The organism is Paraburkholderia sp. SECH2 (assembly GCF_030464795.1).
Lineage (GTDB): Bacteria > Pseudomonadota > Gammaproteobacteria > Burkholderiales > Burkholderiaceae > Paraburkholderia > Paraburkholderia aspalathi.
In genome coordinates this window covers 171,831-191,028 of sequence record NZ_JALPRH010000011.1, presented here as the reverse complement: position 1 = coordinate 191,028, position 19,198 = coordinate 171,831, and the positions used below count along the sequence as shown (strand labels likewise).

General features: G+C 61.6%; 17 protein-coding genes. 9 read left to right on the top strand and 8 right to left on the bottom strand.

Going from position 1 to position 19,198, the window contains the following annotated elements:
- Positions 1–278: 278 nt before the first annotated feature.
- Positions 279–704, top strand: a complete 426-nt coding sequence (locus tag M0D66_RS20030) for a VOC family protein (protein WP_093634532.1) — start codon at positions 279–281, stop codon at positions 702–704.
- A gap of 44 nt (positions 705–748) precedes the next feature.
- On the opposite strand, the gene M0D66_RS20025 is transcribed toward M0D66_RS20030, so the two are convergent.
- Together M0D66_RS20025 and M0D66_RS20020 are read right to left on the bottom strand one after the other, a co-directional pair.
- Positions 749–1,306 (bottom strand): YaeQ family protein, encoded by a 558-nt coding sequence (locus tag M0D66_RS20025; protein WP_054037178.1) that lies wholly within the window; start codon positions 1,304–1,306, stop codon positions 749–751.
- Between the two features lie 159 nt (positions 1,307–1,465).
- Complete coding sequence (locus M0D66_RS20020) at positions 1,466–2,443, bottom strand: LysR family transcriptional regulator (RefSeq protein ID WP_093634533.1); 978 nt, start codon at positions 2,441–2,443, stop codon at positions 1,466–1,468.
- Positions 2,444–2,620: 177 nt separating this feature from the next.
- Here M0D66_RS20020 and M0D66_RS20015 point away from each other — a divergent pair, with 177 nt between their 5' ends.
- The 5 genes from M0D66_RS20015 (at position 2,621) to M0D66_RS19995 (ending at position 9,845) form a co-directional block, all read left to right on the top strand.
- On the top strand, positions 2,621–4,069 hold the full coding sequence (locus tag M0D66_RS20015; protein WP_266211393.1) for an aldehyde dehydrogenase family protein: 1,449 nt from the start codon (positions 2,621–2,623) through the stop codon (positions 4,067–4,069).
- Positions 4,070–4,327: 258 nt separating this feature from the next.
- Positions 4,328–5,332, top strand: a complete 1,005-nt coding sequence (locus tag M0D66_RS20010) for an arabinose ABC transporter substrate-binding protein (protein WP_093634535.1) — start codon at positions 4,328–4,330, stop codon at positions 5,330–5,332.
- Between the two features lie 123 nt (positions 5,333–5,455).
- Positions 5,456–6,982: an L-arabinose ABC transporter ATP-binding protein AraG gene (araG, locus tag M0D66_RS20005; RefSeq protein ID WP_266211415.1), complete on the top strand. Its 1,527-nt coding sequence runs from the start codon at positions 5,456–5,458 to the stop codon at positions 6,980–6,982.
- 85 nt (positions 6,983–7,067) lie between these two features.
- Positions 7,068–8,072 carry an L-arabinose ABC transporter permease AraH gene (araH, locus tag M0D66_RS20000; RefSeq protein WP_093634676.1) on the top strand — a complete coding sequence of 335 codons (1,005 nt, stop codon included), beginning with the start codon at positions 7,068–7,070 and terminating at the stop codon, positions 8,070–8,072.
- Between the two features lie 39 nt (positions 8,073–8,111).
- Entirely contained in the window at positions 8,112–9,845 is a 1,734-nt protein-coding gene (locus M0D66_RS19995; RefSeq protein ID WP_266211392.1) for an IlvD/Edd family dehydratase, read from the top strand.
- 264 nt (positions 9,846–10,109) lie between these two features.
- Here the strand turns inward: M0D66_RS19995 and sap1 are convergent, their stop codons facing one another.
- Both sap1 and speG read right to left on the bottom strand, forming a co-directional pair.
- Positions 10,110–10,448 carry a surface attachment protein Sap1 gene (gene sap1 / locus M0D66_RS19990; protein ID WP_093634538.1) on the bottom strand — a complete coding sequence of 113 codons (339 nt, stop codon included), beginning with the start codon at positions 10,446–10,448 and terminating at the stop codon, positions 10,110–10,112.
- 448 nt (positions 10,449–10,896) lie between these two features.
- Positions 10,897–11,436, bottom strand: coding sequence for a spermidine N1-acetyltransferase (gene speG / locus M0D66_RS19985; protein WP_093634539.1), 540 nt, complete (start codon positions 11,434–11,436; stop codon positions 10,897–10,899).
- A gap of 221 nt (positions 11,437–11,657) precedes the next feature.
- Here speG and M0D66_RS19980 point away from each other — a divergent pair, with 221 nt between their 5' ends.
- Positions 11,658–11,891: a hypothetical protein gene (locus M0D66_RS19980; protein ID WP_143131699.1), complete on the top strand. Its 234-nt coding sequence runs from the start codon at positions 11,658–11,660 to the stop codon at positions 11,889–11,891.
- 226 nt (positions 11,892–12,117) lie between these two features.
- On the opposite strand, the gene M0D66_RS19975 is transcribed toward M0D66_RS19980, so the two are convergent.
- A complete protein-coding gene (locus M0D66_RS19975) occupies positions 12,118–12,588 on the bottom strand; it encodes an HIT family protein (protein WP_093634541.1) in 471 nt (156 codons plus the stop codon).
- Between the two features lie 80 nt (positions 12,589–12,668).
- The gene (locus M0D66_RS19970) at positions 12,669–13,604 is read right to left on the bottom strand and encodes a GlxA family transcriptional regulator (RefSeq protein ID WP_266211391.1); all 936 of its coding nucleotides are present in this window, start codon (positions 13,602–13,604) and stop codon (positions 12,669–12,671) included.
- 175 nt (positions 13,605–13,779) lie between these two features.
- Between M0D66_RS19970 and M0D66_RS19965 the strand changes: the two genes are divergently transcribed.
- Positions 13,780–14,580, top strand: a complete 801-nt coding sequence (locus M0D66_RS19965; protein ID WP_266211390.1) for an SDR family oxidoreductase — start codon at positions 13,780–13,782, stop codon at positions 14,578–14,580.
- Positions 14,581–14,610: 30 nt separating this feature from the next.
- Here the strand turns inward: M0D66_RS19965 and M0D66_RS19960 are convergent, their stop codons facing one another.
- Entirely contained in the window at positions 14,611–15,138 is a 528-nt protein-coding gene (locus M0D66_RS19960; RefSeq protein ID WP_054037036.1) for an Lrp/AsnC family transcriptional regulator, read from the bottom strand.
- 152 nt (positions 15,139–15,290) lie between these two features.
- Here M0D66_RS19960 and mdeB point away from each other — a divergent pair, with 152 nt between their 5' ends.
- Entirely contained in the window at positions 15,291–18,041 is a 2,751-nt protein-coding gene (gene mdeB / locus M0D66_RS19955) for an alpha-ketoglutarate dehydrogenase (RefSeq protein ID WP_266211389.1), read from the top strand.
- On the opposite strand, the gene M0D66_RS19950 is transcribed toward mdeB, so the two are convergent.
- Positions 18,042–19,151 carry a diguanylate cyclase gene (locus M0D66_RS19950; RefSeq protein WP_301772895.1) on the bottom strand — a complete coding sequence of 370 codons (1,110 nt, stop codon included), beginning with the start codon at positions 19,149–19,151 and terminating at the stop codon, positions 18,042–18,044.
- Positions 19,152–19,198: the final 47 nt, after the last annotated feature.

Below are 19,198 nucleotides of genomic sequence, written 5' to 3'. Positions count from 1 at the left end.
CCGTTTCGCCTCAAACTGCGACAATTTGGCCCGATATCGGGTTTTCCCTTAAAAAGTTATTGCGTCGCATCAACCCCATGTGTATATTAGTACTTGTCTCCTCCATGTCTCCTCCTGATATGGATTCAGCCCGCTCCACATAGAGCGGGCTTTTTTTCGTCTGAACATTTCCGATCTGCCCCTCGTGGCAGGTTCATCGCCCACTCTCGCGGCGCCGTCCTTTCTCCTACACTGGTGGCTGTTCATCCGTTCTGCGGGCCACGCAAGGGGCGTTCGATATGAAAATCCACATTCGCGAGATCGATCACATTGTCATTCGGGCGTCGAACGTTCCGGAGATGACGCGCTTTTACTGCGAGGTGCTCGGTTGCAGCGTCGAGAAGGAGCAGCCCGATCTGGGCCTGACGCAGTTGCGCGCGGGGCGCTCGCTGATCGACCTGTTAAAGGTCGGCGCGAAGCTCGATCACCCCGAAAACGGCGTGCCGGGCGCGGGGCGGAACATGGATCACGTGTGTTTGCGAGTCGAGCCGTTCGACGCCGAGGCGCTCAAGGCGCATCTGGCCGAACACGGCGCGCGGCCTGGCGAGGCGGCTTTGCGCTATGGCGCGGATGGGTTTGGGCAGTCGCTGTATCTGTTCGACCCGGAAGGGAACATGGTCGAGCTCAAGGGGCCACCCGAAGCGGCGCGTGTGACGTCGCTGTAGCGGGCGCGCTGCCAAGGCCGTTAGAAGGCCATGAGTCTGTCAGCCTACCAGGCGTTGGCGGGCGCCTTCAACACCGTCCACTCGATCTTCACCGCATCGGCATCAGCGCTGCCGAGCCATGCTTCGCCGTCCTGCACGGTGCATTGCAGACGCATGGTCCGTTCAGCCAGCGAGCCAAGCGCGGCGGCGACGTCTTCGCCGAGCGTCCACACCGTCACGTTGCGCATGCGTTCGACCTTGCTGCGCACGCCTTGCCACCAGATATCCGACGTGCGGCCGCCATAAGCGATCACGATCACTTCGTTCGAGCGGCCGCTCGCCTTGGCAATGCGCCGTTCGTCGGGCTGGCCGACTTCGATCCAGGTTTCGATCGCGCCGGTGAGGTCCTTCTGCCACAGATCCGGCTCGTCGACATCCGACAAACCTTTGCAGAATTCGAGGCGTTCCTGCGCGAACAGCGCGAACGCGGCGACGCGGACCATCATCCGTTCGTCGGTTTCCGAGGGGTGGCGGGCGATCGTCAGGGAATGGTCGGCGTAATAGTGCCGGTCCATGTTGGCGATCTGCAGTTCCGCCTTGTAAATCGTCGATTTGAGAGCCATGCCGTTACTAAACCAGGCGCTCACTCCACCGGAGCCGGAGCGAACAGAAAAAGAATCGTCGACGGCGCGTTGCCGTTTTCCGTGTTTGTTGTACATCGCGTGTTCCTCCCGGGCCGAAAAAACCGGCTGCTATTGCGACTATCGCAACGGGAGAAGCATTTATCGCGCCACTGTTGGCTCGAAAGCCGTGCCATACACCTCGGCAGCGGCTGCCCGTAAGGCTTCGAGCACGACGGAGGCCGCTGGCGAAAGCAGATGCGACTGGCGCGTGATGATACCGAATGTATCCATTCTGCACGGTAAATCGATCGGTACCTGCTTGAGAACACCGTACTGTTGGTACTGACGCGCCACTTCGTCAGGTAAAACCGCCAACATGTCGCTTTGAAGTAATAAGCTCGAAATCGCCAAAAAATTGTTGGTATTGACGACGTTTTGGGGTGGATTCAGTCCGATCTGCGAAAACATCAGATCAAAGCGGTGACGCAAAACGCTGCCCGGCGGGTGCAAAACCCAACTCGCGTTGACGATTCCACGCAGTGTCAAACCTGTTTCATTTTCGAGAGGATGGCCGGGACGCGCCACCACGCAGAGCGGCTCGTCGGCGAGCGGTTCGTAGCGGACTTCCGCCTTGAACTGGTTCTGCCGCTCCAGTACCCGGCCGATCATGATGTCCAGTTCGCCTTCGGCGAGCTTCGGCAGCATCACATCCGACGTTTCCACCTCCACCCAGATTTGCAACTGCGGATAGCGTTCCTTCACGCTGGCGATGGCGCGCGGCACCATCGTCGCAGCCGCCGCGGCGATCACGCCGATCCGCACCTGGCCGGCCAGACCGGCGCGCAGGGCCGAGATTTCATCGTGTGCGTGGCTGAGATTCGAGAGCACCATGCGCGCGTGACGGATCATCACTTCGCCGTACAGCGTGGCGTGCATGCCGTGCGGTGTGCGGTCGAACAGACTCACCTCCAGCATGTCCTCCAGCTCTTTCAGAAGCCGCGACGCGGCGGGCTGGGTCATGCCGAGCACGTCGGCGGCGCGCCGGACGTTGCCCTCCTCTTCCATTGCCGCAAGCAGCAGCAACTGTCGTGTTTTAAGCCGCGCCCGCACGAACCAGTTCGAGTAGCTACGCGTCATGGCCTGTCTCCCTATGCGGTTCGATGCCGTCTATCGGACGATTTGCCGTCGTTGAGTCTCCATCATGCCATATCGAAATTGATATCGGGATGGCCGAAAAAGGGATTGGAAAGTTATTGGGGCGGCTCATACCATTCGTGGACTTTCTGAGCTTCCCCATGTGGCGCCCTCCCGTCGATGAATCGTGATCCGCTCGTCCCGCTCGTTGCCAGTCCGTTTCGCCATTACATCAATGGCGGATGGGAGACGGGCGCGACCACCGGCGTGTCGCTCAATCCGTCGGATCTGGATGAACCCGTCGGCGACTACGTGCGCGCCGATGCGAGGCAAACCGACATGGCCATCGAAGCGGCCAGCGCGGCGTTCCGCGAATGGTCGCTGGGTTCGGCGCAGCGCCGCGCGGATGCGCTCGATGCGATCGGCAGCGAGATGCTGGCGCGACGTGACGAACTGGGCCGGCTGCTCGCGCGCGAAGTCGGCAAGCCGTTGTCCGAGGCCTTGACCGAAGCTACGCGCGCCGGACAGATTTTCAAATTGTTCGCTGCTGAGGCGCTCCGCGTGTTTGCCGAACCTGTAGCATCGGCGCGCGCCGGCGTCGAGATCGATGTGACGCGTGAACCGCTCGGCGTCATCGGCATCATCGCGCCTTGGAGCGCGCCGCTGGTGATTGCCGCCGCCAAGATCGGCGCTGCCCTCGCCCACGGCAATTGCGTGGTCTTCAAACCGGCCGAATCGGCAGCAGGTTGCGCGGCGGCGCTGGCATCGATTGTCAGCCGCGCAGGTTTGCCGGCCGGTGTATTCAATCTTGTGATGGGCAGCGGCCGGCAGGTCGGCGCGCGGATCGCCTCGCATCCGTTGGTGGCGGCGATCAGCTTCACCGGGTCGGCAGAAACCGGCACACGTGTCCTGCAGGTTGCCGCTGCCAGGCAAGCCCGTGTGCAGCTGGAAATGGGCGGCAAGAATCCCTTCGTGGTGCTGGGTGATGCCGACCTCGACAGCGCTGTCGATGCAGCCCTCAGCGGCGCGTATGGTTCCACCGGCCAATGCAGTACGGCTGCGTCGAGGTTGATCGTCGAACGTGCAGTGTTCGAGCCGTTCGTCGACGCATTGCGGACGAAGCTCGCCAGGCTCAACGTCGATCACGCACTGAAGCACGGCACGGATGTGGGTCCGGTCGCCAACGCCGCGCAATTGGAGCGCAACCTCGACTACGTGCGAGTTGGTCAGGAGGAAGGCGCGCAACTGCTGCACGGCGGCCGACAGCTCGAGCGCGCGACACGTGGCTACTTTTTCGAACCGGCTTTGTTTATCGGCGAACCCGAACACCGCATCGCACGGGAAGAGATCTTCGGTCCGCTCGCCGTCGTGCTGAAAGCCGACGACTACGACCACGCACTGCATCTCGCGAACGACTCCGCTTACGGTCTATGCGCCGGCATCTGCACGCGCTCCTTGAGTCGCGCGCGGCATTTCCGCCGCCACGCGCAATGCGGCCTCGTCACGATCAATCTGCCGACGACCACCGTCGAGCATTGCGCGCCTGGTGGCGGCCGCAAGGCATCGGCCTACGGCGCAACTGATTCAGCGTTCTGCACGGCCGTGAAAACGGCCTACGTTGCGGGTTGATGGCCATGAGACTCGCTTACCACGCCACATCTCCCACGGCTCAGTCCGCTGCCCGTTGCAGCGCTGTAGCTGCCGTGTATCTCGCTGTTCACTCGGCCGCGAATCTCATTGCTCAGCATGCCGCGCATTGCACAGCGCCCGCTGCCGCGATCCGAACGGTTCACCCCATCGCCCATCCACGCCCCGGCTGACGCCGCCGTGCATTCCCCGCTGCAAATAAACGAAACCAATGCAGCTTTCCAACCTCAGGAGACAAGTATGACCAGCAAGCTTCGCCGTTTGACGCTATCCGCGATCGCAGCCGTGGCTCTCGCCGCACCCTTTGCCGCACAATTCTCGGCGCACGCCGATCAGCCGCTGAAAGTCGGCTTCCTCGTGAAGATGCCGGAACAGGCGTGGTTCATCAACGAACAGAAAGCCGCCAGCGCGCTCGGCCAGAAAGACGGCTTCGCGGTGGTCAACATCGGCACGCCCGACGGCGAAAAAGTGCTGGCCGCGATCGATAATCTCGGCGCGCAAGGCGCCAAAGGCTTCGTGATTTGCGCGCCCGACGTGCGGCTCGGACCGGCGATCCAGGCGCGTGCGAAGCGCTACAACATGAAGTTCGTCACGGTCGACGATCAACTCGTTGACTCCACCGGCAAGCCGCTGCCGAACGTGCCGCATCTGGGCATGTCCGCGTTCAAGATCGGCAATCAGGTCGGCACGGCGATCTCCGAAGAGATGAAGCGCCGCGGCTGGAAGCCGGAAGAAGTCGGCGCGCTGCGCATCACGAACTACGAACTGCCGACCGCCAAACTGCGCACCGACGGCGCAACGGAATCGCTGTTGGCCGGCGGCTTCAAGAAGGAAAACATCTTCGACGCGCCGCAAAAGACCACCGATGACGAAGGCGGTTTCAACGCATCGTCGCCGGTACTCGCGCAGCATCCGAACATCAAGAAGTGGGTGATCTTCGCGTTGAACGAGGAAAGCGTGCTGGGCGGCGTTCGCGCGACCGAACAACTGCACATTCCGGCGGCGGACGTGATCGGTGTCGGCATCAACGGTGCGGGCGAAGCGTTTGCCGAGTTCCAGAAGAAGGAACCGACGGGCTTCTACGGCACGATCGCCGTGAGCTCGACGATGCACGGCAAGGAGAGCACGGAGAACCTCGTCGAGTGGATCAAGGACGGCAAGCAGCCGCCCGCCGACACGCAAACCACCGGCAAGCTGATGGTGCGCGGCAACTGGCAGGACGTGCGTAAAGAGCTCGGAATTTAAGCGGTATTCGAGTTTGCACACTGCGGGCCTTTTTCACGTTCACGCTGACGTCAACGCGAGATCGGCCCGCACAGCTTGTCCACCCGCTAGAGGCTTTTGATGACGGTTTCTCACACTGGCGAAATGGCGTCGCCCACGCAAGCGCCCTCGCCTACGCTTGCGTCGACTGATCCGTATCTGCAACTCGACGGCATCACCGTGCGCTTTCCCGGCGTGCTCGCGCTCGACCAGGTGTCGCTCGACGTGCGGCGCGGCGAAGTACACGGGCTGATGGGTGAAAACGGCGCCGGCAAATCGACGCTGCTCAAAGTGCTGTCCGGCGTGAACCAGCCGGCGGCGGGGACCTTGCTGCTCGATGGTGTCGAGCAGCAGTTCGTCACCACCAAGGCGGCCATCGCGGCGGGCGTCGCGATCATCTATCAGGAACTGCATCTGGTGCCTGAATTGACGGTTGCAGAAAACCTGATGCTCGGCGCCCTGCCCAACCGCTTCGGCGTGCTCGATGAGAAGGCGCTGGTTGCACGTGCGGTGCGCGAGCTGGAACGACTCGGCGAAAAAATCGATCCGTCGCAGCAGGTGAAGAATCTCTCGATCGGTCAGCGGCAGATGATCGAAATCGGCAAGGCGCTGATGCGCGACGCGCGTGTGATTGCGTTCGACGAACCGACGAGCTCGTTGTCGTCGCGCGAAACCGCGCAGCTGTTCCGGATCATTCGCGCATTGAAGGCCGAGGGCCGCGCGATTATCTATGTCACACATCGGATGGATGAAGTCTACGAACTATGCGACCGCGTGACGGTGTTTCGCGACGGTCGCCGCATCGATACGTTCGAAGCCGGCTACGGACTTGATCGCGATCGCCTGATCAGTTGCATGGTGGGGCGTTCAATCGCCGACGTGTACGGCTACCGCTCACGCGAACTGGGCGGCCTGCAACTCGAAGTCAAGGACCTGATGGGACGCGGCTTGTGCGAACCGGCCTCGTTCACCGCACGCAAAGGTGAAATCGTCGGGTTCTTCGGTCTGGTGGGTGCGGGCCGTTCCGAGCTGATGAAACTGATTTACGGCGCCGTCAAACCGAGCGCCGGTGAGATCACGCTGAAGGGAAAGCGCGTGCGGTTTGCCACGCCGCGCGATGCCGTGCGTGCCGGCGTCGCACTGTGTCCGGAAGATCGCAAACAGGAAGGGATCGTCTCGATTGCTTCTGTGTCGGACAACCTCAACATCAGTTGCCGCCGTCACTTCAGCCGCTTCAACGTGCTCAACGGTCGCAAGGAAGCGCAAACCGCCAAAGAGTTCATCGGCAAGCTCTCGATCAAAACGCGTAACGGCGAAACGCCGATCGGCACCCTCTCCGGCGGCAATCAACAGAAAGTGATTCTGTCGCGCTGGCTCGCCGAAGACATCGATGTGTTCCTGATGGACGAACCCACGCGTGGCATCGACGTCGGCGCGCGCAGCGAAATTTACGGCTTGCTGTATGGGCTCGCTGAAGCGGGCCGCACGGTGATCGTCGTGTCGAGCGATCTGGCCGAAGTGATCGGCGTGGCGGATCGCGTGATCGTGATGAAGGAAGGCTGCATCGTCGGCAATCTGCCGAAGGCGCAGGCCACGCCGGATGCGCTGATCAAGCTTGCGCTGCCACGCTGAGGACACCGCGTTCGCGAATCAACCGAAGAACACTGAATGCAACCGACGGCAACTGCCTCACGCCATCGAAAACGGAATAGACATCATGCAGACACCCTCAACCGACTCCTCCACGCCAGCCATCGCTTCCTCGGGCCTGAGCGCGCGCGCGGCGCGCACCTGGGACCTGATCAACAAGTCCGGCATTGTGATGGTGTTCATCATCCTGTTCGCGGCTTTGTCGTTCACCGTGCCGGATTTCTTGAGCTCGCGAAACATCCAAGGCTTGCTGCTCTCCGTCACGCTAATTGGTTCGATATCCGTAACGATGATGTTCGTGCTCGCGCTGGGCGAAGTGGATTTGTCGGTGGCGTCGATCGTCGCGTTCGCGGGCGTGGTGGCGTCCACCTTGATTACCGCGACGCATAGCGTGACGCTCGGCATCGCTGCCGGCGTGCTCGCTGGCGGCGCGGTCGGACTGGTCAACGGCGTGCTGGTTGCGCGCTACAAGATCAACTCGCTGATCGTCACGCTCGCGATGATGGAGGTCGTGCGTGGCCTCGCCTTCATCACGTCGAACGGCGACGCGGTGATGATTTCCGAAGAGCGTTTCTTCGACCTCGGCGGCGGCGCGTTCCTCGGTATTTCCTATCCGATCTGGAGCAACATTGTCGGCTTCGTGCTGTTCGGTTTTCTGCTGAAGAAAACCGTGTTCGGCAAAAACGTGCTGGCCGTGGGTGGCAATAGCGAGGCCGCTTTGCTCGCGGGCTTGCCGGTCACCCGAATCAAGATCACAGTGTTCGTATTGCAGGGCCTCGTCACGGGCTTTGCCGGCGTGATGCTGGCGTCACGCATGAGTCTCGGCGACCCGAAAACGTCGGTCGGTCTCGAGCTCGGCGTGATCTCCGCGTGCGTGCTCGGCGGCGTCTCGCTGACGGGTGGCGTCGCAACGATTTCCGGTGTGCTGGTCGGCGTGCTGATCATGGGTTCCGTGCAGGACGCAATGAGCCTGATGAACGTGCCGACCTTCTACCAATACCTGATTCGCGGCGGGATTCTGCTGCTCGCGGTGTTGTTCGATCAGTACCGCCGCAGCAAGCGCGTGCACTGACACGCGCCCCGCACTACATGCTTGTCAACAGGAGATTTCATGGCTGATTCCAACCAGACTAAAAAGCCGCTGCGCAGCCAGGCGTGGTTTGGCCTCAAAGATCGCGACGGCTTTCTGCACCGCTCGTGGATGAAAAACCAGGGCATTCCGCACGACGAATTCGACGGACGCCCGGTGATCGGCATCTGCAATACGTGGTCCGAGCTGACGCCCTGCAACGCGCATTTTCGCGAGCTCGCCGAGTACGTGAAAAAAGGCGTGCACGAAGCGGGCGGCTTGCCGCTCGAATTTCCGGTGATGTCGCTCGGCGAGACCAATCTGCGGCCTACCGCGATGCTGTTTCGCAATCTGGCTTCGATGGATGTCGAGGAGTCGATTCGCGGCAATCCGATGGACGGCGTGATTTTGCTCGTCGGCTGCGATAAGACCACGCCTGCGCTGCTGATGGGCGCGGCGTCGTGCAATCTTCCCGCACTGGCCGTGTCGGGCGGACCGATGCTCAACGGACGGTTCCGCGGTAAGAACATCGGCTCGGGTACGGGCGTCTGGCAGATGTCCGAGGAAGTGCGCGCCGGCACGATGACACAGGAAGAGTTCACCGAAGCCGAGTCGTGCATGAACCGCTCACGCGGCCACTGCATGACCATGGGCACCGCGTCGACGATGGCTTCGATGGTCGAATCGCTCGGCATGGGTTTGCCGCACAACGCCGCGATTCCCGCCGTCGATGCACGCCGGCAAGTGCTCGCGCATCTGGCCGGCCGGCGCATCGTCGATATGGTCCGCGAGGACCTCACGATGGACAAGATCCTCACGCGTCAGGCATTCGAAAACGCGATCCGCACGAATGCGGCGATCGGCGGCTCGACCAATGCGGTCGTGCATCTGATCGCGCTGGCCAAGCGCATCGGCGTGGAGCTTTCGCTGGAAGACTGGGAGCTCGGCTCGAACGTGCCGTGCCTCGTGAATCTGCAACCGTCAGGCGAGTACCTGATGGAAGACTTTTACTACGCGGGCGGCTTGCCCGCCGTGCTCAAGCAACTCGGCGAGCAAGGCCTGCTGCATCGCGAAGCCCTGACGGTGAACGGCAAGACGATCTGGGACAACGTGCGCAACGCGCCGAATCACGACGAGAAGGTCATCACGACGTTCGCCGAGCCGTTCAAGCCGAAGGCCGGCATTGCGGTGCTCAAGGGCAACCTGGCGCCGAACGGCGCGGTGATCAAGCCCTCGGCGGCAACGCCGCATCTTCTGAAACATCGCGGCCGCGCGGTGGTATTCGAGAACATCGAGGAGCTGCACGCGAAGATCGACGACGACTCGCTCGATATCGATGAGCACTGCGTCATGGTGCTCAAGGGCGCGGGGCCGAAGGGATACCCGGGTTTCGCTGAAGTCGGCAACATGCCGCTGCCAAAGAAGGTGCTGCAGAAAGGCATCACGGACATGGTGCGTATTTCGGACGGCCGCATGAGCGGAACGGCATACGGCTCGGTGGTTCTGCACGTATCGCCGGAAGCGGCTGCAGGCGGCCCACTCGCGTTCGTGCAGACCGGCGACATGATCGAACTCGACGTCGGCGCCCGCCGCCTGCATCTGGATGTCACCGACGAAGAGCTCGCGCGTCGGCGCGCTGCCTGGCAGCCGCCTGCGCCGCCTACGCGCGGCTACTACAAGCTCTACGTCGAGCACGTGTTGCAAGCGGACCAGGGGGCGGATCTGGACTTCCTGGTCGGATCGAGCGGCGCGCCGGTGCCGCGCGACTCGCATTGATTGTTTTTTAACGGTTAGCCGGTTCTCCCTGCGCTTTGCGAGAAGGCGTATTGCCGATGCGGATCGAAAGCCCGCATCGGCTTTTTTATCGGCGTTACGTTATGGAAAACGCGCATGGAAAGCGCGCGTAGAAATAAAAAGCGGCCGGGCACGCAATGCCCAGCCGATTTTTAACTCACAGGTTCGCAGCCCCTCAGTTTTTAATATCAGAGGGTTTATAGCGAAAATTAAACCGGGCGTTTACCCGGGGTATTGGCGTTTAGCTTATTGTTTGATGAATCGATCGTTTGCCCAGAGGCCTTGCGTATCGCTATTGCCGGCATTGACGAATTCGACGTCATGGCCGACTACGCGCACAACGCGGAAACTCGAGTTTTCCGGCGTCGAAACGCACTGATATCCCGAGAAGAATTCCTGCATCTTTTGCTGTTCACCGGCTTGCGCGTGGACATCGGCGGCGTCGAGTTTATCTTTCGACAGACAGCCATACGCGTTGGCCTTGAACTGGATTGTTTGCTGCGGCTTGACCATGGAGTCTTGAGCCTGAACAGAAGCGGCAGCCAATCCCGCAATGGCGAAAACAAGGGCGATTCGCGTTTTCATATTTTCCTCCGGTGCGGGTTGAATTACTCAGGTTAGCTATGTATTTAACTTTAACGTCGAACCCGCACCTTGCACTTTAGGAGAACGCGCAAGAACGACAAGCACATCTTGTGTGCGGTCGCAACAGCGGCGAATTGTCGCACCACCTGCCGCACCTGCTTAAGCCTTGAGCAGTCGCTTAAACAGGGCTGATTGAAACGGATAACTAAAAGACGGGCAGGGTGCGCCGCTTTAACCAGTAAAGCTTTGCGGCGCGTATTGGCGTAAACGCGAGGCACCAATTAAGTGATTTACTACAATTAATGCAGGTGTTTGGTGCATTGCACACAAAGTCATTCACCCGACTAATCAAAAATCACGAAATAACGGTGTGTATACAGAAGATAAAAGGTGCCAGGTGCCCCAGGCGACGCAGCATGGCGTGCCTGGGCGACGCGGTTTAGGGTACTCAGCCGTGCTGATTGGTCTTGAAGAACTCGGACTGGAACATGCACATGCGCAACGCATTGTGATAGCGGCCGTTGCCGAAAAACTCCTCGATCAACTCGGCCTCGTGCCGGAAACCGCACTTCTCATAGACGTGGATGGCAGCGGTATTCGACTTGTCGACGATCAGGTAGACCTTGCGCAGGTTCAGCACCGAAAACGCATAGTCGATCGCGAGCTGCGTGGCGACGGTGGCATAGCCGCGGCCCTGCGCATGCGGCGCGATGATGATCTGAAACTCGCCGCGCCGGTGGATATAGTCCAGTTCGATCAATTCGACGACACCGACGGTCTGGCCGTCGTTGTCGATCGCCACGAAGCGGCGCTCGCGCAGGTCGTGCACGTGCTGATCGTAGAGCTGGGTCAGTTCGGAGAACGTTTCATAAGGCTCTTCGAACCAGTAACGCATGATCTTTGCGTTGTTGTTCACTTCGTGGACGAAGCGCAGATCGGTGCGCTCGAGCGGGCGCAGGGTCAGTTCGCTGCTGCGTTCGATAGTCATTGGATTCCCCTTGAGAATTATTGGTTTGATTGCGCAGGCTCAGCGTGAGAGCTCAGGCTTGCGTTTCCTGTTAGTCAGGCCTCAGCGCAGGGAGTTCTTACAACGCCTCGCGCCCGCGCAGCGCGTTCTTGCGAAGCGCGAGACGTTGCGCGGGTTCGGCAAGGGAGGGGCGTCGCGTTGTCGCAGGCCGCTTATCGCAAATTTGTGAGGGGCTTGGCACCGTGTGGGCACATGCGGTGCTCTACAATGAAAATCATGCTCTTGCGATGGAGGCTACCGTGATCGAGCACTTGATATTAGGCGCCTTTCTGGTCATCCCGCTGCTCATCGTCGCGTTTCTTTTCTCCGACGAATTGTGGCAGGAGCATCGGCATCTGCATGACCTGCATCTTGAGCCCACGAAGCCGCGCCGTGACTGGCGGCATCCGCTGCGCCGCTCGCGGCATCGGGTTTGACCCTTTCAGGGGAATGCATCGATCATCGCGCTGCAAGCGTCGCTGCGAGGCGAGGGCGCTTCGTGTGAGACCCACGAACGAGACCCACAATCAGACCCGCAAATAAAAAAGCCTGCCGTTTCGGGCAGGCTGAAAAGAGATCCACACTCAATGCCTTGCGGGTACAAGGCAGACGCCAGTCTAGCCGTCTAGCGCGTGCGGCTGGTTTCACCGGCCATTACACATATTACGGGGCGTGACCAGTTGCGTCGTCCTCGGCCTTCGCGCCGTCTGCAGGGGCGCGCCAATGGTTGCGAATGCGCGTGGCGAGCGCTTCGAGCGTGGCCGCATCGGCGACATCGCGTGCATGCATGCGCAGCGGCTGTCCTTCCCAGCGCGGGATCACGTGAAAATGCACGTGCGGCACCGTTTGTCCCGCCGCGGCGCCATTGAACTGTCCGATGAACACGCCGTCGGGGCGCAAGGCCGCGCGAACGGCGATGGCGAGTTTCTGCGTCATGCGCATGCAGGCCACCGTCGACGCATCCGACAACTCGAAAATCTCAACCGCCGCTTCCTTCGGCACGACCAGCATGTGACCGTCGGCTTGCGGCATCAGGTCCATGAAGGCCAGCGCGGCATCGCTTTCCGCCACTTTGATGCAGGGTAGTTCGCCGCGCAGAATCTTCGCGAAGGGATTGCTGTCGTCGTAGTTCATCACGCGTCCTCAAAATGCCGTACGGGTCAAGGTGGAGATGCTGCCGACGTATTGTCCACCACCTCTGTTACAACACGCTGCTATACGGCGCGCACTGCGCGTTTGATCGCTTGCGGCGGCTGGCCGAACGCGCGCAGAAAGGCGCGCCGCATCCGTTCGGTATCGATAAAGCCGGTTTCGGCCGCGACGGCTTCCATCGAGTGACGGCCTGCTTCGAGCATGGCCCGGGCGGCTTCCACACGCAACGCCTCAATGGCCTTGGCCGGCGATTGGCGCGTTTCGTCACGAAAGGCGCGGCTGAACTGGCGCGGACTCAGATGCGCGACGTCGGCGAGCTGTTCGACCGTCAACGGCTCGCGCAGATGGTTCTTCGCGTATGACAGCGCGTCCTGAATCCGGTCGGACTTCGGCTCCAGGTCGAGCATGGCCGAGAACTGCGACTGGCCGCCCGTGCGCCGGTGATAGACCACGAGCTTCTTGGCGATGGCGCGCGACACCTCGACGCCGAGATCGCTTTCGACCAGCGCCAGACACAGATCGATGCAGGCCGTCATGCCGGCCGAGGTCCACACCGAGCCGTCGGCGACAAAGATGCGGTCTTCGTCGATACGCGTATCGGGAAAGCGCTGCTGCAAGTCGCGGGCATGGAACCAGTGGGTCGTGGCATGCCGGCCGTCAAGAATGCCCGCTTCGGCCAGCACGAACGCGCCGGTGCAGATGCTGGTGGTGCGGCGCGAGGCGGCGAGGGCGTCATTCAGAAATCCCAGCAATCCCGCCGATGACGGCTCGATCTGCATCGCGCCCGTCACGACCACCGTGTCATACGCCGGGTCACCGAACGCCTGTGTCGCAACCTCGACGCCCGCCGAGCTGCGCACCATCCCGCCCGATTCGGAGATGACTTCCACCAGGTATTCCGGCTGACCGACCTCGAGGTTGGCCAGCTCGAACACGGAGATCGCCACCATATCGAGGATCTGGAAGCCGGGAAAAACCACCACGCCGACGCGCTTCATTGCGATGTCCTAAAACGAGGTAAATACGACATTTGAGACAAGAGGCTACGCGCCTAGACTTCACTCGTCAACACCGCGATGCCCACAAAAAAAGGCACAGCGGCGGAGGTTTCAGTCTTCCCATTCATCGATCAGGGCTCAGGCGTGACGCGCCAAGCCCGCAAGGAGATTCACCATGGCAACGCAAGCAAACAAGGGCACGGCATTGATTACGGGCGCATCGTCGGGCATCGGTGCGGTTTATGCGGACCGCCTCGCACGGCGCGGTTACGACCTGATTCTGGTGGCGCGCGACGTCAAACGTCTGACGGGCGTCGCCGAGCGTCTGACCGCGGAAACCGGCCGCCCTATCGAGACCATTGCCGCTGATCTGACCGTCAAGGCCGACCAGCGGCGTATTGAGGAACGTCTGCGCGCCGACCGTGGCATCACCATGCTGGTCAACAACGCAGGCGTCGGCGCGACGGCTTCGTTGATCGACTCGAATATCGATGACCTCGACGGCATGATCGAGCTGAACGTGACAGCACTGACGCGGCTGACGGCTGCAGTCGTGCCGGGTTTCGTGGAGCGCGGCAACGGTATCGTGATCAATATCTCGTCGATCGTCGCGCTGTCGCCGGAAACGCTGAACGGCACCTACAGCGGCACCAAGGCCTACGTGTTGAACCTGACGCAGTCGCTGCATCACGAAGTGGGCGGCAAGGGCGTGCAATTGCAGGCCGTGCTGCCGGGCGCAACCAGCACCGCGTTCTGGGACCGCGCCGGTCTCGCGGTCGAACATCTGCCGTCGCAGATCGTGATGACCGCCGAGGACATGGTGGACGCCGCGCTCGTGGGCCTCGACCAGCATGAACTCGTGACGATTCCGTCCTTGCCGGACGCGGCCGACTGGGAGCGCTTCAACACCGCTCGCCAGCATCTCGGGCCGAACCTGTCGCACAGCCTGCCGGCTGCGCGTTACACACGCGGGTAATCGCTGGCTTGGTGTGCGCCTCGCGAGCGCCTAGCGCCAGTCGGTTGAAACGTCGTCGGGATCGACCAGCGTCAGTCCCGACGACGGCAGCGGCAACGCCGTCTTGTAGCGCACCTGCTTGAGCGCAAAGCTCGAACGAATGTTGGAGATGCCCGGAATCTTCGTCAGATGATCAACGATGAAGCGCTCCAGCGTCTGCATATCCGGCATCACCACACGCAGCAGATAGTCGGCGTCGCCCGTCATCAGATAGCACTCCATCACCTCGGGGCGCTCCGAAATCGCCTGCTCGAAGCGAGTCAGCGCGTCTTCCACCTGCTTTTCCAGACTCACCTGAATAAACACGTTGATGCGTAGCCCGAGCGGCTCCGGATTCAGCAGCGTGACCTGCTGCTTGAACAGGCCGAGCTTTTCGAGCGCGCGCACGCGGTTGAAGCAGGGCGTGGGCGACAGATTCACCGAGCGGGCCAGATCCGCATTGGTGATGCGCGCGTTTTGCTGCAACTGGCTCAGGATGCCGATGTCGATGCGGTCGAGTCGTCTGGGTGGCGTGGTCATAGAGTAAATATTCTGTCATGTGGGCCAAATCCGGAATAAATAGCCTATCCCAGTGCGGGATCACAAGCAAATGAGATGCTCATTTTGTGAGCACGTGATTACCATTGATTCACTTGATCTTGAGCCGAACGCGTTGATGCGGGAGTGGTGCCATGACGGATTTGTCCAGCGGTAGCAAGCAGTTGCAGTCTTTGGATCTCCAGCGCGCGGAGCGTGCGGAGCCGGAAGATGCCGATCCGCAGGAAACCGCCGAGTGGCTGGAAGCGCTCGATGCCGTGGTCGAGCATGTCGGCCGTGATCGCGCGCAGTTTCTGTTCGACAAGCTCGCGGGGCATGCGCTGTCGCTGGGTGTGGAATCGGCGCGGACCAACGTCACGCCGTACCAGAACACGATTCCGTTCGATCAGCAGCCGCGCTATCCGGGCAATCTCGACCTCGAGGAACGTCTGGCCGGCGCGCTGCGCTGGAATGCGCTGGCGATGGTGGTGCGCGCAAACCAGGCGTACGGCGAACTCGGCGGCCATATCGCGAGCTACGCGTCGGCGGCGGATCTGTTCGAGGTCGGCTTCAACCATTTCTTTCGCGCCGCGGCGCCGGGCGGAGAGGAGGGCACGGGCGACCTCGTGTACTTCCAGCCGCATTCGTCGCCGGGTGTGTATGCGCGGGCTTATCTGGAAGGCTTTCTCTCCGAGGAGCATTTGCAGCACTACCGTCGCGAGATCGGCGGGCCGGGGTTGTGTTCGTATCCGCATCCGTGGTTGATGCCGGACTTCTGGCAGTTCCCCACCGGCTCGATGGGCATCGGTCCGATCAACGCGATTTATCAAGCGCGCTTCATGCGCTATCTCGCCAATCGCGGCCTCGTGCAAACGGAAGGCCGCAAGGTGTGGGGCTTTTTCGGCGATGGCGAGATGGACGAGCCGGAATCGACCGGCGCGCTCTCGATTGCGGCGCGGGAAGGGCTCGATAACCTCGTGTTCGTCATCAACTGCAATCTGCAGCGCCTGGACGGGCCGGTGCGCAGCAACGGCCGCATCATCGACGAACTCGAAGCGCATTTCATCGGCGCCGGCTGGAACGTGATCAAGGTGGTGTGGGGCTCCGACTGGGACGCGCTGTTTTCACGCGACCGCACCGGCGCGTTGCTGCGCGCGTTCGCACACACCGTCGACGGCCAGTTTCAGACCTTCTCGGCTAATGACGGCGCGTACAACCGCGAGCGTTTCTTCGGCCAGAACCCGGAGCTTGCCGCGCTCGCCGCGCAACTGAGCGACGACGACATCGACCGCTTGCGCCGCGGCGGCCACGATGTGCGCAAGCTGCATGCGGCGTATGCGAAGGCGCTCGGCCATCGCGGCCAGCCGACGGTGATTCTCGCGAAGACGATGAAGGGCTTCGGCATGGGCACCTCGGGCCAGGGCCGCATGACCACGCATCAACAGAAGAAACTCGGCTTCGACGACCTCAAGGCGTTTCGCGATCGTTTTCGCCTGCCGCTCACCGATGAGGACGTCGAACAGGTGAAGTTTTACAAGCCAGCGGACGACAGCCCGGAGATGCAATACCTGCACGCTCGCCGGGCTGCCCTGGGAGGCTATCTGCCCAGAAGGCGGAAAGTGGCATCGACGGGGCTGATCGTCCCGCCGATGTCCTCCTGGGGGCAATTCGCGCTGGATTCGAATGGCCGCGAAATGTCCACGACGATGGCGTTGGTCCGCATGCTGACCGCGCTGCTCAAGGACAACGAAGTGGGTCCACGTGTGGTGCCGATCGTCGCGGATGAAGCGCGCACCTTCGGCATGGCGAACATGTTCCGCCAGGTCGGCATCTATTCGCCGCTCGGGCAGTTGTACGAGCCGGAAGACCTCGGCTCGATGCTGTACTACCGCGAGGACACCAAAGGGCAGATTCTCGAAGAGGGGATTTCGGAAGCGGGCGCGGTGTCGTCGTGGATTGCGGCGGCGACGTCGTACAGCGTGCATAACCTGGCGATGCTGCCGTTCTACATCTACTACTCGATGTTCGGCTTCCAGCGGATCGGCGATCTGATCTGGGCGGCGGCGGATCAGCGCGCGCGAGGTTTTCTGATCGGCGCGACGTCGGGTAAGACGACGCTCGGTGGAGAGGGCTTGCAGCATCAGGACGGCACGAGCCATCTGGCGGCATCGACGATTCCGAATTGCCGCGCGTACGATCCGGCGTTCGCGTACGAGGCTGCCGCGATCGTCGACGAGGGCATGCGCGAGATGGTCGAAGAGCAACGCGACGTGTTCTATTACGTGACGGTAATGAACGAGAACTACGCGCAGCCTTCGGTGCCGGGTGGTGATTTGCAGGCGCTGCGTGAGGGCATTCTTAAGGGCATCTATCCCCTTGGCGGGGATGCGCAGGCGGTAACGTCGGCAATTTCAGCGCAGGTGCAGTTGCTCGGCGCGGGCGCGATTCTCGGTGAAGTCATCGCGGCGCAGCAGCTGCTCAAGGACGACTGGCAAATTGAAGCCGCGGTGTGGAGCGTGACCAGCTTCACCGAGTTGCAGCGTGACGGGATGACGTCGGAGAGAAATGCGCGCCTTGGCGAACCGACAGAGGCGCCGTACGTCACGAAAGCGCTCGAAGCATCGCACGGCCCGATCATCGCCGCGACCGACTATGTTCGCGCGGTGCCCGAACTGATCCGGGCCTACGTGCCGCGCCGCTATGTGACGCTCGGCACGGACGGCTTCGGCCGCAGCGACACGCGCCAGGCGTTGCGCGAGTTCTTCGAAGTGGACCGCAAGTCGATCGTGATCGCGTCGTTGAAGGCGCTGGTGGACGAAGGCGCAATCGATGCAAGCGTGCTCGCCGAAGCACGCAGCAAGTATCGAAGCGATGCGCCCGTGGGCGCCGCTTCGTGGCAATGCTGATCAGCCGCTCACCGACACCTGATTCTTCCCGTCGCGTTTCGCCCGATACAGTCCGACGTCCGCGGCTTCGATCAACGTCGTCACGGGTTCGGTAGCGGACGGCACGAGGTTCGCCGCGCCGATACTGATCGTCACGACGCCCGCCGCCGATCCCGCATGCGGAATCGCGAGCCCTTCAATTGCGAGGCGGATTTTCTCGGCAAGCAAGTGCAGGCCGCCCGATGAAGTTCCCGGCAGCACCACCGCGAACTCTTCGCCGCCAAACCGGGCCGCGAGATCGGGTGAACGTCCCAGACACGACTCGACGGTGTGCGCAACGCGCTTAAGCACTTCGTCGCCGGCAACGTGTCCGTAGGTGTCGTTGTAGGCCTTGAAGTTATCCACATCGATCATCAGAAAGCCGAGGGCTGTCTTGTCGCGCGTGCCGCGACGCCATTCGGCGGCCAGGTACTGATCGAGGTAGCGTCGATTCGACAAACCCGTCAATCCGTCCGAATGCGTGAGTCGCTGCAGTTCCAGATTGGTTGCAAGCAACTGCTGTTGCGACTGGCGCAGGGCTTGATACGCCTCGTCGCGCTGCAACAGGTTCAGATACGAGCGCGAGTGATAGCGAATCCGCGCGATCAACTCGATGCGATCCGGCAGCTTCACCAGGTAGTCATTGGCGCCGGCGGCGAAGGCCGCGCTTTTCACGAGCGGCTCTTCCTTGGTCGACAGCACGATGATCGGAATATCGCGCGTTGCCGGTTTCTGCCGGTATTGGCGCACGAGGGTGAGGCCGTCGGTGCCGGGCATCACGAGGTCCTGCAGGATCACCGTTGCGCGGGTTTCCTCGGCGCTGCGCACCGCCTCTTCGGGCGACGCGCAGTAGTGGAAGTCGACGCTCGTTTCGTCGGCCAGCGCCTGGCGGACCGCCTCGGCGATGATCGCCTGATCGTCGACCAGCAACACCATGATCGGGCACTCGGCTGCGGGCGGATTGCCGAGGATGCGCGCTAACGCGTCATCGATGGCGCTATTGGGTTCGTCCTCCGCGTATGCCTGCGCGTTCGCGTCCTGTTCTGCGAGCTTCGGCGCGGTGGCGGTCTGATGCGGTTTAGGAGTGTCCATATTGGTCAGCCAGAATGAATGTCAGTGAGTCGTAGCGGGCTAATGTG

What these genes read in the sequence shown, in the direction of transcription:
- M0D66_RS19970 (WP_266211391.1), bottom strand. Translation starts at nt 13,604, where the DNA reads ATGAAGCGCGTCGGCGTGGTGGTTTTTCCCGGCTTCCAGATCCTCGAT.
- M0D66_RS20020 (WP_093634533.1), bottom strand. Translation starts at nt 2,443, where the DNA reads ATGACGCGTAGCTACTCGAACTGGTTCGTGCGGGCGCGGCTTAAAACA.
- sap1 (WP_093634538.1), bottom strand. Translation starts at nt 10,448, where the DNA reads ATGAAAACGCGAATCGCCCTTGTTTTCGCCATTGCGGGATTGGCTGCC.
- M0D66_RS20015 (WP_266211393.1), top strand. Translation starts at nt 2,621, where the DNA reads ATGAATCGTGATCCGCTCGTCCCGCTCGTTGCCAGTCCGTTTCGCCAT.
- M0D66_RS20025 (WP_054037178.1), bottom strand. Translation starts at nt 1,306, where the DNA reads ATGGCTCTCAAATCGACGATTTACAAGGCGGAACTGCAGATCGCCAAC.
- speG (WP_093634539.1), bottom strand. Translation starts at nt 11,436, where the DNA reads ATGACTATCGAACGCAGCAGCGAACTGACCCTGCGCCCGCTCGAGCGC.
- M0D66_RS19960 (WP_054037036.1), bottom strand. Translation starts at nt 15,138, where the DNA reads ATGACCACGCCACCCAGACGACTCGACCGCATCGACATCGGCATCCTG.
- M0D66_RS20010 (WP_093634535.1), top strand. Translation starts at nt 4,328, where the DNA reads ATGACCAGCAAGCTTCGCCGTTTGACGCTATCCGCGATCGCAGCCGTG.
- M0D66_RS19965 (WP_266211390.1), top strand. Translation starts at nt 13,780, where the DNA reads ATGGCAACGCAAGCAAACAAGGGCACGGCATTGATTACGGGCGCATCG.
- M0D66_RS19995 (WP_266211392.1), top strand. Translation starts at nt 8,112, where the DNA reads ATGGCTGATTCCAACCAGACTAAAAAGCCGCTGCGCAGCCAGGCGTGG.
- araH (WP_093634676.1), top strand. Translation starts at nt 7,068, where the DNA reads ATGCAGACACCCTCAACCGACTCCTCCACGCCAGCCATCGCTTCCTCG.
- mdeB (WP_266211389.1), top strand. Translation starts at nt 15,291, where the DNA reads ATGACGGATTTGTCCAGCGGTAGCAAGCAGTTGCAGTCTTTGGATCTC.
- M0D66_RS19950 (WP_301772895.1), bottom strand. Translation starts at nt 19,151, where the DNA reads ATGGACACTCCTAAACCGCATCAGACCGCCACCGCGCCGAAGCTCGCA.
- M0D66_RS20030 (WP_093634532.1), top strand. Translation starts at nt 279, where the DNA reads ATGAAAATCCACATTCGCGAGATCGATCACATTGTCATTCGGGCGTCG.
- araG (WP_266211415.1), top strand. Translation starts at nt 5,456, where the DNA reads ATGGCGTCGCCCACGCAAGCGCCCTCGCCTACGCTTGCGTCGACTGAT.
- M0D66_RS19975 (WP_093634541.1), bottom strand. Translation starts at nt 12,588, where the DNA reads ATGAACTACGACGACAGCAATCCCTTCGCGAAGATTCTGCGCGGCGAA.